The sequence below is a fragment of the uncultured Cytophaga sp. genome (assembly GCF_937863595.1).
GTDB lineage: Bacteria > Bacteroidota > Bacteroidia > Cytophagales > Cytophagaceae > Cytophaga.
The window spans coordinates 1-15,333 of record NZ_CALMGQ010000024.1; the positions used below are offsets into that span (position 1 = coordinate 1).

The following is a 15,333-nucleotide window of genomic DNA, read 5'->3' on the forward strand; positions in this document are numbered from 1 at the left end:
TTGTCTAAATTATTCGCCTAAACCAGTTGCTCCCCAGAAAATGGATGTGACCCGAAGAATACTAGTTTTTTTAAACAGTCGAAAAATGATTTCTGTTCATTATAGCGTTGAATTAATTCGTATGAAAAATTTTATAGCCAAGCAATGAGATTATTGAAGGTGTGAGATTATTGAAATTTAATGCGTTTGTAAAAATGTAAAAGTACTCCCTCTATTTACACCCTAGCTCTCGAATTGTTATAATACCTAGGGCATTCATTGAAAAATAAACTAGAGCACGTATTTTAATTTTTCTCCTTAAAATAAAAAGAGCGAATCCAATCAAGGATTCACTCTTAGTAATGACGTAGTATTTTAATTTAAGGGAATTTCACACCATCATATTTTGTCGCGTCGATAAGAGGCAATGTTGATCCGTATGTTTTATTAATAGATTTTAGAAATTCGTTCGCTAACAAAGCATTTCCTATTGGCGTTAAGTGGACACCATCTAAAGAAAATGCACCTCCTGTTACAAACGTTGTACTTAAATTTATACCATTGTAAGCAACCCCTTTTTCAGCTCTAGATAAAAATTGATTTACATCTACAAACGCCAATCCATTTGCTGCTGCTAAACTTTTAATTTTGGTATTGTAATTTGAAATTGCTGTTTGAATACTTGTAATCTCCGTGCTTATTAAAACATATTCATTTGGAATGGGTTTAGCTGAACCCCATTGCTTGCATTTCAACGAATCCTGAGGAACAGACAATAGCACATATTCTGTTGAAGCTATTTGTCTCATTCCACCCGGAGCGGCTGCATCTTCAATGATAAATGGATTTTGCCCTAAATGAAATGTAATTCCTAATGGCGCATATACTGCATTCAAAGCTGAAACTTGTGCTTGACTTGTAAGAACCAATCCATTATACGGGACCGTTGTAAAATAGGGCAAAGAAGTAATCTCTGGAAGATTTGCGATTACTCCTTTTGCGCCATTTGAAATCAAGGTTGAAACAATCGCATCCATACTTGCATCAAAACCTACTCCTGGCCCACCTGCACTTGGTGTGATGGCATCGGATGTTCCACCAGATAAAGCATATAATAATACATCATTGCTTCCCAAAAATAAAGAAAAGAATGTTGGGTTTTGAGCCATTACATCTGAAAGAATAGATGCTGTTGCTGGATTAGAAGCCATACGTGTGAAAAACGGATTGTAATTGCCCGGACCATTTGCCGAATTTCCATAACCAGGATATACCGTCGTTGTCGCTTTAGCGCCTGGTACACCCATGTTATTAAACGGGCCTTTACTTGCAAATATGTTGCTTGCAAATATTGTAAAATCTCCTGCTGTCGCTATCGGTACTGGTGATAATGAAGTAGTACCCAAACAATCAGCATGTGGAGATAAAGCCAAACGTGCACCGAGAGAAGCACCAATACCTACGGAGTTTGGATCTATATCTGGTTGTTTAAAAGCACCAGATCCTATTTTAGAAAATTGTTGCGAAATTAAATTCGGATAAGATACTTGCTGGCCATCGTAATACAAGGCATTATCTGCATATCCCGCTGTAATGGAATTACCTACAGAAACATATTTACTTACATCCAAACTTCCTTTATCTACAGCTGGTTCGCTTATGCTTGGTTTACAGGCAACGATGCTTCCGCACAGTGCCAAAGAATATAAAATAGTTTTAGTATTTTTCATGGCTAGTTGAAGTTATACGTTAATGACAAACCAGGAACGAGAATACGTGTTTTATACGTTCCACTTAAATTCGTTTCAATATTTGTATCGGTACGTTTCATAAAATTGATGTAGCTAAAAGATGCATCAATCATAAAGCGCTCTATAGGCTTGTACCCGATACCACCCGTGAAATTCAATCGATCTGCATCGGGAACTTCAGGAGTTACATACCCATTTTTAATGGGCGATTTTTCGTAATTCATACCCGCACGCAGCAAGATTTTTTCACTCAATGTATATTGTCCACCTAAACGTATGGCATACGTATTTTTATAATTACGTGGCGACTCTGTATCTTTTAAAGAAGTAGTATTTTGCGCGTAATCAAATGAAAGTGATTTATAACTTCCCCAGCCGATGTAATTTACATCCGCAGTCACTACTAATTTTTCTGTCGCATTCACCGCAACGCCTAATGTTAATACTTGTGGCAAAGGAAGCGTGGCACTAAAACTTCCAGAAGGGAAATTTGTTTGCAAAGAATTGGGCACATTAAACGTTGCACTACCATTCTTTAATTTCATATTCACTTGCGAGCGGTACGATAAACCAATAGAAATTTTTTCAATTGGTTTATAATAAACCCCTAAGTTGTAACCCATACCACCTGCAGTGCCTGATAAGTTAGCTGTTGATTGTTGACCATTGGCATTTGCAATTGGTAAATCCTTACTTAAATCTATATGACCATAACCATATACAAAGCCCGCTCCAATACCCAACTTATCGTTTACTTTGTAACTAAGCGTTGGCTGAAAAAAGACAGATAGTAATTTCATTTGTGTAAGTGCATAACGGCCAGACCAGCCGTCTTCATATTTAATCGTACTTCCAAAAGGCGTATATACGCCCATACCAAATTTGAATTTGCTTTCCTTTGGACCCCAAACGCCATACCCTGTAAATGGAGTACTTATTGGAGAGTTCGTACGAAATTGTTGTTGGCTGTTTCCATCGCGAAACGCTGTACTCTCAGCCGTTAAACTCACACCAACACTGACGCTGTTTTCCTTTAAATGTGAAACTGATCCTGGATTATAAAACACACTTGCTCCATCTAAATTCGTGGCTACGCCTGCTCCACCCATAGCTTGCTGTTTTTGCCCTTGCAAGTTTACCTGGAAGCCTTGAGCAAACAATAAACTTGGCGATAGCATAGACAGCACAATAAATAATTTTTTCATAGCATGTATTTTACGGTTCTTATAAAAAAGTACTTGTTGTTTACATCGTTAACCTGTAAACATGTTTAATATACTAAACATAGTATTAAAAAGAATTATGCATGCATAGTTTATATAAAAATGTTTTTTTGAAAATTGTAGCATTCAAGTATTCAACCATTAAAAGAATTATTATAGGTGATGATTCAATATCATTTGGTTAAAGGGCATAGTTACTATTGTACCTACAGTTAAACGCCATTGAGTGGTTATAGATTTTTCGGTGTATGACCATCTGTAAGCATATCAAATTTTTCTGATTTAGAATAAACTTTAGTTTTTTTATTTTGCTCAATTATATCTAGATATTTCATTTCTACGAGTGCCAGTAAATCTGCACGAGCTGTTTGATTCGAAACATTAAATCGAACTTCAATTTCTTTCACACTAAATATACTATCAGGCTCATCATAAATCCATTTCAGTATTATTGCCTGACGCTCGTTAACACCTTTTAATTTTTGAAAATTGATGAGTTGCTTTTTTTCATTAATCTTTCTTTGTATATATTTTCTTAGATCCTGAAAAGCGAGATCCATTGTTTTTATTTTATAATCAATAAAGTATGTAATATCATTTCCATCGATTTCGCTATACAAATAAGCTTGAGCATATTGTGTTTTACTTTTTACAATCAACCGTGATATTGACAAATATTCTGTAAGCCAATATCCGTTTCGTAATAAATACCAATAAAAAAGAGCTCTTGCAGTTCTTCCATTACCATCAACAAACGGATGTATAAAACCAATCATAAAATGTATTACTGCTGCTTTTATAATTGGATGGATAAATGTGTCCTTTTCAGTAGTGTTAAAAAAATGAAATAGGTCTTTCATTAAATCAGGAAGTTTATCATGGACTGGAGGTGTATAAATAGTTTCTCCATCCATTACATCTACTACATTGACATCATTATTATCTCTATAGCAACCTTCATCAGTTATATCATCTAATGTATCTTTAGTAATTAATTTATGAATTTCAAATAATCGTCTTTCTGTGAGTGGTTCATTTTTTAAACTAACAATGTGTTTAATGGTTGTATAATTATTTACAATCATTTGCTCAGACTTTGTTTTTGGCTTAGCATTTTTTCTAAGCATTTCTTTTGCCTTTTTACGAGTTGTGACCGCCCCTTCAATCTGACTGGACGCAATTGCTTCCTCCATAATTGAACTCGTTAAATATCGTTTTTTGTCTTCTTCTGGTATAACTCCTTGCGTAACTAATGTTCCTCCAATATTCAAATCAAATTCATGTAATGCCTTTTGTATCTTATTACTGATATTATACTGAAATGTATACTCTCCAAATTTAATTTTTTTGGCATTTACTACTCTACTCAATTTTACAATTGTCCATAATAGCTCTGGTGAAATATCAAATTCGTTTTTTTGGTATTTTACTTTATCCCAATAGTAATATTCTTCATTTATCTTTTGGATGATATCATCTAATTTAAGCTCCTTTCTGAGTTTAATTGCTTCATAATAAAATTCATCGTTATACCAAGCTGGTGCTGACTCTAGTTTTTTCATATCACAATATGTCCAAATTTTTGAATAATTAGGACATTTTTATAAATCTAATCAAACATACAAATATTTCCAAATTTTGATAAAATTTGGAAATATTTGTATGTTTTTAAATTTTAAGTTTGATTGTCAAATAATTGCATCAAGACAAATAAAAAAGGCACTCCACTATAAGTAGAGCACCTTTTACATTAATCTTTTCGCTTTAAGCCTTATTCCGTTTCAGCCATGTTATGAAACACCGCCTGTACATCATCGTCGTCTTCAAATTTTTCCAACAACTTATAAAGTTCTTCTTGTTGTTCTGCAGTCAATGTAGTTGTAGTATTGGGAATACGTTCTGTTTCTGCATTGATAACAGTCATGCCTCTGTTTTCCAACTCCTTTTGCATGGCACCAAAATCAACAAAAGCAGTATAAATGAAAATTTCATTTTCATCTTTTACAATTTCTTCAGCACCAAAATCAATCAACTCTAACTCTAATTCTTCCGGATCTAAACCCGTGCCGTCAATCTTGATAACACCTTTGCGTTCAAATAAAAATTCCAGTGAGCCGGTTTTTCCTAATGCTCCCCCTGATCGTGTAAAATAGGAACGTACATTGGCAACCGTACGCGTATTGTTATCTGTAGCACATTCAACTAAAATTGCTATGCCATATGGACCATATCCTTCAAAAACTACCTCTTCATAATCCGATTCATCTTTACCAGATGCTCTTTTTATCGCCGCGTCGATCCGATCTTTCGGCATATTCAATCCTTTTGCATTGTTTACGGCTGTACGTAAACGTGCATTGGTATCTATGTTGGCACCACCTTGCTTGGCAGCCATCACAATTTCTTTTCCTAAACGCGTAAAGGCTTTCGCCATGCGATCAAAACGTTTTGCTCTTCTTCCTTTTCGAAGTTCGTATGCTCTTCCCATAATAGTTGTATTTGCAATCTTGCGCTAATTTACGCAGATTTCAAGAGGTTATATAGAGAAATGTTGATTTTTTAAATTCCAAACCTCCCTTTTAAGAGCTTCTTAGTATTTTCAATTCGTTGTCAAATTATGTATCCATCAAATTGAAAACTTTATTCGGTTTTATCTTTCACCTTCAAACTAGACCAATCAAACAAAAATTTAATTAGTATAAATGGAGCAATAGTAAACAATGTTGTATACTTTTCTAGTCCAAGTGGCATTTGAAAAAATTTATTTGAAGTTAAAAACCAAGCAAACATACCTAAAATGATAGATATATGAAGGGTAAGTGCTCCTTTAGGAAGTACTGTATCTGGTGTCAATTCGGTAGGATTTTTATGAATCACATAATTAAAAGCCTCTCTTCCAACAAAAGAAATGAGTGAAATGTTAAATATTGTATTTTTAAAAAAGAGTACTTGAATATTTTTAACAAATCCATCATTATTTATTCCTTCAAACATAAAACAAAAACAAACTATGATAAATACGAGATAAATCGCAAGCATAAAAATTCGAGCATATAAGACAACTTTATATTTATCTGCATCTTTAATCTGATTTGGATGGAAGTAATATCGAATCCAATCGAAAAGTGTTTTTATAACCTCATCCCACCAAAATATGTAAATAACAAAAAAAACAGTTATCTCCTTCATAATAATAGCCACAACGGTTAACGCTGTGAAAAACAATAACGAAACCAGATCAACCAACCAACTTTGCTTAGCTATATTCATTTGTACATATTTTCAAGATTAAAAAACACCAAAAAATTGAAAGCTTTCCTAAATTATTCATTTTGCCATTTAAGGTACTGTAAACTTCAATCCTGAACGGGTAAGAGAAAAAAAGGTTTTTAAGTTTTAAAATTTTAAAACCTCTTTGGGCAAGCCCTTTATTTCTACAAATAATAGATGGATGCATTGATTATCTATCTAATGATAGATTTTCTGCATTTTCCTTTTTATTTTTCAAACTAGACCAGTCAAATAAAAATTTGATTAATATAAAAGGCGCAATCGTAAATAAAGTGTTGTACTTTTCAGCACCTTCTGATAAATGAAAAACATTATTTGAGGACAGAAACCAAGCGAACATACCAAAAATGATTGATATGTGAAGCACAAGTGCGCCTTTAGGAAGTATTAAATTAGTTATTGATGCGGTAGGTTTTTTATGGTTTACATAATTAAAAGCTTCTCTAACAATAAACGATAGCAGCGTAATATTAAAGATTACATTTCTAAAAAAAATTACGTCAATATTTTTATCATACCCCACATTATTATGCTCCTCGACCATCACATTAAAACAAACTATAATAAACATCATGTACACGCAAAGCATAAAAAACCGTACGCACCAAATAATGGTAAAAATAGATGGATCCATAATTAAATTTCTGTTGAAGATAAAACGAATGCCATCGAAAAGTGTTTTTATAAGTTCATCCCACCAAAAGATATACATAACATAAAAAATAGTTATCTCTTTCAGTACAAGAGCTGCTACAGATAATATTGTAAAAAACAATAATGAGACGAGATCAATCAGCCAACTTTGCTTGGTTATATTCATTTGTACTTATTTTCAAGATGCCAAAATACAAAAATAATTTAATACCTTAGAAAATTGATTTGCACTAGCTCTGCTGAAATTAAACTAAAACAAACCATGAACATCAACCACGAAATAAAAAGCCTTTTAAACTCCCTTCAGCGAACACCTTTCCCGCGAGTTACTAGGAAAAAAGTATTGCTTGAAATGGTTGCTAATGGTGTTGCGGCTTTATGTGCTTTTATTGTTTATAAAACAGTGCAACATTTTGTAGTGGTTAAAAGTATAAAAAATCTTTGGGGACTTACTGCAAAAAAACAATCTAAAATGATTGTAAGCAAAGATACGTTTGAAACCATTAGTGGCGTATTTATTTTTATTATTGCCATTTTTGTTTTTACGTATGTTGAATCATTAATCGAAAATTATTTGAAGGATCGAGAAGAGAAAAAAATTGATTCTATTTGATTTCGTAATTGGGGTTTTCCCTTTACATAAAAAATGTCGTCTATTTTATAAACGACATTCTAATATTCCTTATATATTCAATCTTTATTTTTATAAAATCGATTTCATTACAAAGTCTACTAATCGATCACAGCGACTGTTCCCAAATTCCAAAATTGAGCTTAGTTGTGAATGATTAAATAATTCTTCTTTGATTAATTTTTTAGCTCTGTGTAAGCGAATTTTTACATTGCTTATGGTAATATCTAACGTTTCTGCAATTTCGGTTTGAGACATATCTTCCACTTCAGCCATAATAAAAACAATCCGATACATTTCTGGAATGCAATCAATACTTTTCGTGATTAGATTATTTAACTCACGGTTTATCATTCCAGTCTCAGGAGTTGTAACGTTTGTGACTAAACTATTCGTATCATGTAATTGTTTGATTGTATCATCTTCCATATGAACTACTCTTTTATTTTTCCGAATCCATTGCAAGGCTTCATTAATTCCAATGCGTATCAGCCAAGTGGAAAACTCAGAATCCAATCGAAAGCTGTCTAATTTATAAAACGCTTTTAAATACGTTTCTTGCATTACATCTAGAATTTCTTCCTCTCTATTTATATAGCCACGTATTATTCTATATAATTTTTGATTATGCCGACGCATCAAAATCTCAAATAATTCTTTCTCGCCAGCAATCACGCGTTTAGCTACTTCTTGATTTGTCAATTTTAACGTAATAGATGAATCAATCCTTGTTGCTCCCATAATTTCTTATTTATTACCTATTAGATGCATCAGATTTTAAAACGTTACAACTTGTAACCTTTTTTTATTTCTAGCATCTAACCTACACATTTTAAAATATACACATATGAACACTCAAAACTTTACAGAAGTTAAAAAATTACAAAACATCCTTAAAATTGTATTTATTGTTGTCCCAATAGTTGCAGGTTTGGATAAATTCACTAATATACTAACGGATTGGACAGGATATCTATCTCCAAGCTTTATCAGCATGTTACCAATCAGTGCATCAGCATGCATGATGATAATCGGTGTTATTGAAATCGCTGCAGGGTTAATTGTCTTATTTAAAACACGTTGGGGTGCTTATATCGTTGCAGCTTGGCTAGCAATCATTGCATTAAGTTTGTTACTTACTTGGCACCATGCAGATGTTGCAGTAAGAGACTTCGTTATGGCAATTACTGCATTTACATTAGCGAAACTGACAGAAATCACTTCGGAACAAAACTAAAACACTACGACTATGGGTACGGAATTATTAAAAACAAAAATCTTACAAAAAGATTGGCTTACTCATAATGTATTAAGACTTCGGTTAGAAAGACCTGCAAACTATATCTTCTCTGCAGGCCAAGCCGTTGAACTAGGTATGGATGGGCCCAAATGGAAAGATGTTACTGCTCCATTTACATTAACTGGCTTAACGAAAGAAAATTATTTAGAATTTATTCTCAAAGTCTATCCAGAACATAATGGTTTCACACAAGCATTATCTGAACTTACCGTTGATTCTGCACTATCCATTACACCTGCATGGGATTCATTTACTTACAAAGAACCCGGAGTATTTATTGCTGGAGGTACAGGTATTACCCCATTTATAGCTATTATCAGAGATCTTGCTCACAAAGGAATTCCTCTAAGCAATCATGGTCTGTTATGGGCAAATAAAACACACGACGATATCTTTTTAAAAGATGAATTCACACACAATTTAGGAGAGCGATTTGTTAACATCTTAAGTAAAGAAAATCATCCCGATTATAAAACAGGTAAACTAGATGCTGCATTTCTAGCCGGACAAAATATAGATATACATCAATATTTTTATATCTGCGGACCAGGAAGTTTTTCTGCTGATATTAAAAAAATATTGATAGGCTTAGGAGCTCTTGAAAAAAATATTATTACAGATTATTAAGACATTGAAAATGAAGTACGACGAGAACATGATAGCACCTGTTGTTGTTCAAAACAAAACAGAAAAGATAGATCTTGAAAAAATTGAAACCATTCGTTTTCATTTTTCTAAAATAATGGAAGCCTTAGGACTTGACCTTGAAAGAGAAAGTTTGAAAGAAACGCCTAATCGGGTTGCAAAAATGTATGTGAAGGAAATTTTCAGCGGACTGAATCCAAAAAATTTTCCAGCCATCACGTTATTTGATAATGAATTGGAATATGAAGAAATGTTACTTGAAAGAGACATCACTTTATACAGTTATTGCGAACATCACTTTGTTCCAATCATTGGCAAGGTACACATTGCATATTTCCCAAATGAAAAAATTATAGGTCTTTCAAAATTAAATCGGATTGTACAATTCTTTGCAAGTAAGCCACAGGTACAAGAGAATCTTACCATGGAAATAGCAAAATGTCTACAAAAGATTTTAATGACAAAAGATGTAGCTGTATATATTAAAGCAAGTCATCTCTGCGTTGCATCCAGAGGAATTAAAGACACCAACAGTTTAACGCATACTTCATTTTACGGTGGTAAGTTTAAAGTAGCAGATACAAAGAAAACATTCTTAGAAGGGATTCAATAAAGAACCTGTTACCTATACATATTTATGGCACTGGTCTTTGACTGGTGCTTTTTTTTGGATAGAATTAATATGCTACAATAATCTCATCCCTATGGGATTAGAAAAAGTTTAAATTATAAGTTGACGGCTATGGTGTCACTCAGACCACGGAGCAATGCTATTATTATATACGCACCTTTCCAATTGAACTTATCTCTTTAATATAGGGTAGTATACATATATCTTATTTACTGAAACCATACCAATGAACGACCTTCTAGCACAAATAAAGAACTGTACGTTATGTTTACCCTATCTCGAATTAGGAGTGAACCCAGTTGTGCAAGCAAGTTCAAAAAGTAAAATCATTATTATAGGTCAAGCTCCTGGTCGTATCGTGCACGAAACCGGCACGCCATGGAACGATAAAAGTGGTGATACGCTTCGGAAATGGCTGGGCGTATATAAAGAACTTTTTTACAACGATGAAGTTTTTGCCTCAATTCCAATGAGCTTTTGTTTTCCGGGTAAAGGCAAATCGGGCGACCTACCTCCACGAAAAGAATGTGCACCACTTTGGCATGAAAAATTACTAACGCATTTAAATGATGCTCAATTAATTTTGTTGATCGGGCAGTATGCACAAAACTATTATTTAAAAGATACAACTAAGCCTACCTTAACAGAAACCGTTCGCGCATTTGAAAATTACTTGCCGCGTTATTTTCCTTTACCCCATCCTTCCCCAAGAAATAACATTTGGCAATCAAAAAATCCATGGTTTCAAGAAGAAGTACTTCCTGTTTTAAAAACTACAGTAAGAGATTTAATATGATTGTTTTTAAAATAACATGAATCCCCCAATTGAAAATATAATTTTGATTGAATCATTTTTTTGACTGAAATCCCGATTTTAAACATTTTACCATTTTTAATTTCTCCTATATTTTAATATAGATTGTTTATTTTTACATTCTCAATAAACTAAACCTTATGTTTAAATCAACTCTACTTTTACTTTTATCTTGCATCGTTTGTTTGATTTTTTCTTCATCTGTTTCTGAAGTACCACCTGACCCAACCGTATATTCAAAAAAATTATTTGAGGTTCTGAAAAAAAACGATCAGGCCTTATACATAAGTTCATTTGAAATTACAGATGCAGATATAGATCTTCTAAATAAATTGGCTCTTGAAGATCCGTACATTTCTAAAAGTGAAATGAAGCGCTTTCAAGATGAACTATCTGACAAATCTTCGCTTAAAAAGAAATTAAACGAACGATTGAATAAAAACTATACAAAGGTTCAAGAATGGATCATAGCAAACGATATTCATATAAACACCATTGAATATCTAACCTTCTACTACACACTTCAAATAGAAAAAGGCTCTCCTTTCTATTCCATTAATTCTGGTGCATTATATATCAAACACGGAACAAAAAAATATTTAATAAAACTGGATAATGCTCTATACATTAATAACCAGTGGAAATATGGCGAAATTGATCAAATTGAAGAAGTAAATGAATATTTAAATTATGTTGATGCATATTCTGATTACGTTGACTATGCAAACGAAGACTCCATTTATGTTGAAACTTACGATGATTACGACACCGCTGTTTATGCCGTAGTCGATACAGCTTATATATCAGGTTCGGAATACAATCGTACATTTTCAGAAAAAGAAACAAAAAAAATATTTAAAATTCAAGAGAAGATTGACGCATTAAATAAAAAACTCGATAAAGTGTATAGAAACTAATGCTTTTGTGCGTTCAATTTAATTGGTAGTAACATTTAAATAAATGGCCTGTAATTTACCATAGCCGTCAACTTAAGTGATTTGCATTTCATACTCTAGTGGTTGGTAGTTTAAGTGTAATAATTATTAGTGGTTAAACATAGAGAACAAACATTTAAATTTACCGAACCACGGCTTATTTTCAGAAGACTCAAAACATGCCGTGGTTCGGTACGTTTACGCAGCAGTATTATAGATAATGCGAAATTGTTCTTTTGCGTAAACTACCAACCACCTGTCATCGGTGTCGACAATTTTCTTAAGTTGACGACTATGGTGATTCACAGGGCATTTTTATTGTAGTCAATATTAATTTTTCCGAAATACCCGTTGCCTTCTATTGATGCTTATAATTGGTTCTATAGCGACAAAAATTCAAATTTCAATCAAATAATTATCACTACTTTTATCGTATTATTTTGAAAATTGCAAACTCGTAATTTATAAGTGCTTAAGTAAATCATTGAAAATAAAGATACTAATAGCTCTAAAAAATGGAATTGTAACAGTATTAATCTTGCTATGCTTCACAATTTCAAAATTTTGCAAACACACTTAATTTTGTAGATTGGGAGAAAAATATTCAACTATGAAAAAATTATACATACTACTTTTGTGTGGAATATCCACACACTCATTCGGTCAACAATTAGCAAACAGTGATTTTGAAAACTGGACGAATCACCCGGGTAATATTGTTTATACATCCTACAAAGAAGTTAACAACTGGGCATCTGGCAATGCCGCGTTAGATGTTGCTCCTGGTGTAAAAGCTCCAACATCCCAGACAACAGATGCACAAAACGGTACCTATGCAGTAAAACTAACAACACAAACTATTTTCGGTCAACTTGCTTCAGGCAATCTTTTTACAGGAAAATTCAAATTAAACTTAACCGACCCAATAAAAAGTGCTCAAATAGGCACTCCCTATTCTTCAAGACCAACAGCATTTAATGTTTACTATAAATATGCTTCCGTTAAAGGTGATTCTTGCTCCATGTATGCTCTTTTAACAAAATACAATACTTCAACTCATAAGCGTGATACAATTGGACTAGGAAGTTTTGTTTCTTCAACCTCTGTTAATACATACACGTTATTAAATATGCCAATTACATATACATCTACAGAAGATCCTGATTCTATTTCAATGGTATTTTCTTCAAGCGCAGATGGTGGAAATTTCCGTGGTCAAGTTGGTAGCACTTTAACGATTGATAATTTCTCTTTAGATGGAGTACCATCATTAAGTACGACAGCTTCCTTGGCAAGTATTTCGGCTGTACTATATCCAAACCCGGCTCAATCTAGAGTAGTACTTTCAAATGCTCCTTCTGAATCTGGAACAGTATATTTTTATAACGTTTCTGGTTCATTGGTTCGTTCTCAAAAATGGATTGGTACACGTACCCCAGAATTTGAACTTGAAAATATGCCAGTAGGATTTTATACGTGTAAATTCATTACTTCTGATGAAACCGTTTTTGCAAGCAAACTATTAATTACTGAATAATTCTCATGCGTAACTATTTTGCATTATCACTTTGTTTACTCATTTCAACTTCTGCTTCCTATGCACAAAATTCTCATTGGAACATATATGCAAAAACAGGAATTCAAGTTGGCGGCCCTTTATACAAAAGTCCAAGCATTGTAAGCAAGTCAGGTTCCCCAGGCTTTAATCCAATTCTTGGAGCGGGCTTCTCTTATGCAATAACAAAAAAATTGTCCATTGCTGCAGAAGCTTTCTATAGTCGTAGAAAAATTAATTATTCGTCCGAAGTCAAAGATCAAAATTACATTGATCACAACACCTTGATTATAAATAATCAGTCCATTACGTTTGATGTTTCTACAACATTTACGGGTACTACAAAAGGAACCTTTGATTCACATTACATAGAAATGCCTATTTTGTTGCAGTATGCTTTTGGAAACAAATGGCAGATTCATGCAGGCATGTATTATGCATGGGCATTTAATAAAACGAATAAAGGAACAGCTACCGGTATTGTTGGAAGAACCGATATTCAAGATCCAAATACAGTAACCGATAAAGAATATAATTACAGCAAAGAAATGACCTCGAGATATTACGGTTTTGTTGCAGGCACACAATATCAACTTTCTTCTGCTTTTGCATTAGAAGTACGAGCTACCTATTCGCTTAAAAGTTTATATAAAGAGGAATGGGAAGGTATTCCATATACATTAAAAGATTTGTACGGTCAGTTAACGGTTAAATATTACTTTATACGACCAAAAGCGTAACTTTAATAACGGATAAGTATCAATCTCTTATCGGCTCTAAACAACTGCATTCTTTTATAAATGGAAACGGAATTTATAATCCGTTTCCATTTTTTTTGATTTAAGGTATGATTCCTATCAATAGGAATTTCCTATTTATGTACTAATTTTGGAGTATGGCAATTCAATTGTACAATCCCTTCGAAAGCATGCATTTTGGCATGCAAACCTGTTTTCTAACGGGTAAACCATTAGATGCGAACACGGAACCAATCCCAATTTTTCCTGAATGGGTTCTGGAGCGTTACAATCTGAGCGATCAAACATTTAAAATGTTGGACGAAAAAACGCGTGTTCCATATAAAAATCTGAAAGTACCCTTTTCAAAAGATGTCATTGAAAATGCCTTGGATCCTTTGGAAACCGAAATTGAAAAAGCGTTTTGTACAGGCTACGACGAAGTCGTAAAAATTCCAGAAGAACGGTTGTTTCAGTGGATGGCAAAATTGATGCTGGGTGTTTTGTTTGAAGACTTACGTATTGCCCAAACGAAACTAGCCGAACAAGATGATACGCTTCGCTTATCTGGATTTTTAAAAGCCCGTTTTCAAAAACTCCATTCCATGTTGCAGTCTTTGGTTGTGCCAATGGAATTTAACGGCTTAAAACCCTGGAGCATTCGTGTATTCAAGGTTAAGTATTCAACTGATTTGTTTAATTATAAAGACGAAACAAACAACCTCAATTTCTCTTTAAGCATGAATGATTTTGGCATTGTCGCTTGTCTGCAAGACAATGGCGAAGTCGGTAAAAAATTCGATGACCTCACAAACCGAATTGGCAATCAAACCTTGCACCCCATTCAGTTTGAAGAGTTGTGTGCAAAGTTTATTTATGCCAATTATTTACTGACCGACTATGCCTCGTATGCTGTTACTTTAGACGAAGACAAAGTAACAATTGAATCACAACCACTAGTCGCAAAACCAGGAACGGACTTGTTTGATTATTGGGACGACAACATGTACGGACAAGTGTTAGCGAACTACTGGAAGCCTTGGGCATTAACGATGAAGGAGATAATTCAATTCCCCAATCCACCAATCAGTTTTCTTGAAAGCGATTATAGTGATGAGATTATAGCGTTGGAAAAAATTAATCAACCGTATTGAAAATTTGTTACTTTTAAACATTCTTCTTAATTC

Annotated in this window: 16 protein-coding genes; 9 read left to right on the forward strand and 7 right to left on the reverse strand. The window is 33.5% G+C overall.

The features are described 5' to 3' along the window. Nucleotides 1-359 precede the first annotated feature (359 nt). From Q0543_RS01845 to Q0543_RS01870, 6 genes are all read right to left on the reverse strand, one after another. Nucleotides 360-1,709 (reverse strand): hypothetical protein, encoded by a 1,350-nt coding sequence (locus Q0543_RS01845; RefSeq protein ID WP_299248251.1) that lies wholly within the window; start codon nucleotides 1,707-1,709, stop codon nucleotides 360-362. A gap of 2 nt (nucleotides 1,710-1,711) precedes the next feature. After that, the gene (locus tag Q0543_RS01850) at nucleotides 1,712-2,935 is read right to left on the reverse strand and encodes an outer membrane protein transport protein (RefSeq protein ID WP_299248253.1); all 1,224 of its coding nucleotides are present in this window, start codon (nucleotides 2,933-2,935) and stop codon (nucleotides 1,712-1,714) included. A 248-nt stretch (nucleotides 2,936-3,183) separates the two neighbouring features. Then, nucleotides 3,184-4,515, reverse strand: a complete 1,332-nt coding sequence (locus Q0543_RS01855; RefSeq protein ID WP_299248256.1) for a Fic family protein — start codon at nucleotides 4,513-4,515, stop codon at nucleotides 3,184-3,186. Nucleotides 4,516-4,724: 209 nt separating this feature from the next. Further along, entirely contained in the window at nucleotides 4,725-5,441 is a 717-nt protein-coding gene (locus Q0543_RS01860) for a YebC/PmpR family DNA-binding transcriptional regulator (RefSeq protein WP_299248259.1), read from the reverse strand. A 152-nt stretch (nucleotides 5,442-5,593) separates the two neighbouring features. After that, entirely contained in the window at nucleotides 5,594-6,223 is a 630-nt protein-coding gene (locus tag Q0543_RS01865) for a hypothetical protein (protein WP_299248262.1), read from the reverse strand. 190 nt (nucleotides 6,224-6,413) lie between these two features. Beyond that, nucleotides 6,414-7,064, reverse strand: a complete 651-nt coding sequence (locus Q0543_RS01870; protein WP_299248264.1) for a DUF6498-containing protein — start codon at nucleotides 7,062-7,064, stop codon at nucleotides 6,414-6,416. 96 nt (nucleotides 7,065-7,160) lie between these two features. Here Q0543_RS01870 and Q0543_RS01875 point away from each other — a divergent pair, with 96 nt between their 5' ends. Further along, the gene (locus tag Q0543_RS01875; protein ID WP_299248266.1) at nucleotides 7,161-7,511 is read left to right on the forward strand and encodes a hypothetical protein; all 351 of its coding nucleotides are present in this window, start codon (nucleotides 7,161-7,163) and stop codon (nucleotides 7,509-7,511) included. A gap of 90 nt (nucleotides 7,512-7,601) precedes the next feature. Here Q0543_RS01875 and Q0543_RS01880 read toward each other — a convergent pair whose 3' ends face one another. Continuing rightward, nucleotides 7,602-8,270, reverse strand: a complete 669-nt coding sequence (locus Q0543_RS01880; RefSeq protein ID WP_299248269.1) for an RNA polymerase sigma factor — start codon at nucleotides 8,268-8,270, stop codon at nucleotides 7,602-7,604. 106 nt (nucleotides 8,271-8,376) lie between these two features. On the opposite strand from Q0543_RS01880, the gene Q0543_RS01885 reads away from it, so the two are divergent. The 8 genes from Q0543_RS01885 to Q0543_RS01920 all read left to right on the forward strand — a co-directional run bounded on the left by Q0543_RS01885 (nucleotide 8,377) and on the right by Q0543_RS01920 (nucleotide 15,300). After that, nucleotides 8,377-8,766, forward strand: a complete 390-nt coding sequence (locus Q0543_RS01885) for a hypothetical protein (protein ID WP_299248271.1) — start codon at nucleotides 8,377-8,379, stop codon at nucleotides 8,764-8,766. Between the two features lie 12 nt (nucleotides 8,767-8,778). Then, complete coding sequence (locus Q0543_RS01890) at nucleotides 8,779-9,456, forward strand: FAD-binding oxidoreductase (RefSeq protein WP_299248274.1); 678 nt, start codon at nucleotides 8,779-8,781, stop codon at nucleotides 9,454-9,456. A 10-nt stretch (nucleotides 9,457-9,466) separates the two neighbouring features. Then, nucleotides 9,467-10,087 (forward strand): GTP cyclohydrolase I FolE, encoded by a 621-nt coding sequence (gene folE / locus Q0543_RS01895; RefSeq protein ID WP_299248277.1) that lies wholly within the window; start codon nucleotides 9,467-9,469, stop codon nucleotides 10,085-10,087. Between the two features lie 244 nt (nucleotides 10,088-10,331). Further along, a complete protein-coding gene (locus tag Q0543_RS01900; RefSeq protein WP_299248280.1) occupies nucleotides 10,332-10,901 on the forward strand; it encodes a uracil-DNA glycosylase family protein in 570 nt (189 codons plus the stop codon). A 158-nt stretch (nucleotides 10,902-11,059) separates the two neighbouring features. Beyond that, nucleotides 11,060-11,836, forward strand: coding sequence for a hypothetical protein (locus tag Q0543_RS01905; RefSeq protein ID WP_299248283.1), 777 nt, complete (start codon nucleotides 11,060-11,062; stop codon nucleotides 11,834-11,836). Nucleotides 11,837-12,464: 628 nt separating this feature from the next. Further along, nucleotides 12,465-13,391, forward strand: a complete 927-nt coding sequence (locus Q0543_RS01910) for a PCMD domain-containing protein (protein WP_299248286.1) — start codon at nucleotides 12,465-12,467, stop codon at nucleotides 13,389-13,391. A 5-nt stretch (nucleotides 13,392-13,396) separates the two neighbouring features. Next, nucleotides 13,397-14,149, forward strand: coding sequence for an outer membrane beta-barrel protein (locus Q0543_RS01915; RefSeq protein WP_299248289.1), 753 nt, complete (start codon nucleotides 13,397-13,399; stop codon nucleotides 14,147-14,149). 155 nt (nucleotides 14,150-14,304) lie between these two features. Then, nucleotides 14,305-15,300, forward strand: coding sequence for a hypothetical protein (locus Q0543_RS01920; protein WP_299248292.1), 996 nt, complete (start codon nucleotides 14,305-14,307; stop codon nucleotides 15,298-15,300). The last annotated feature ends 33 nt before the right edge of the window (nucleotides 15,301-15,333 follow it).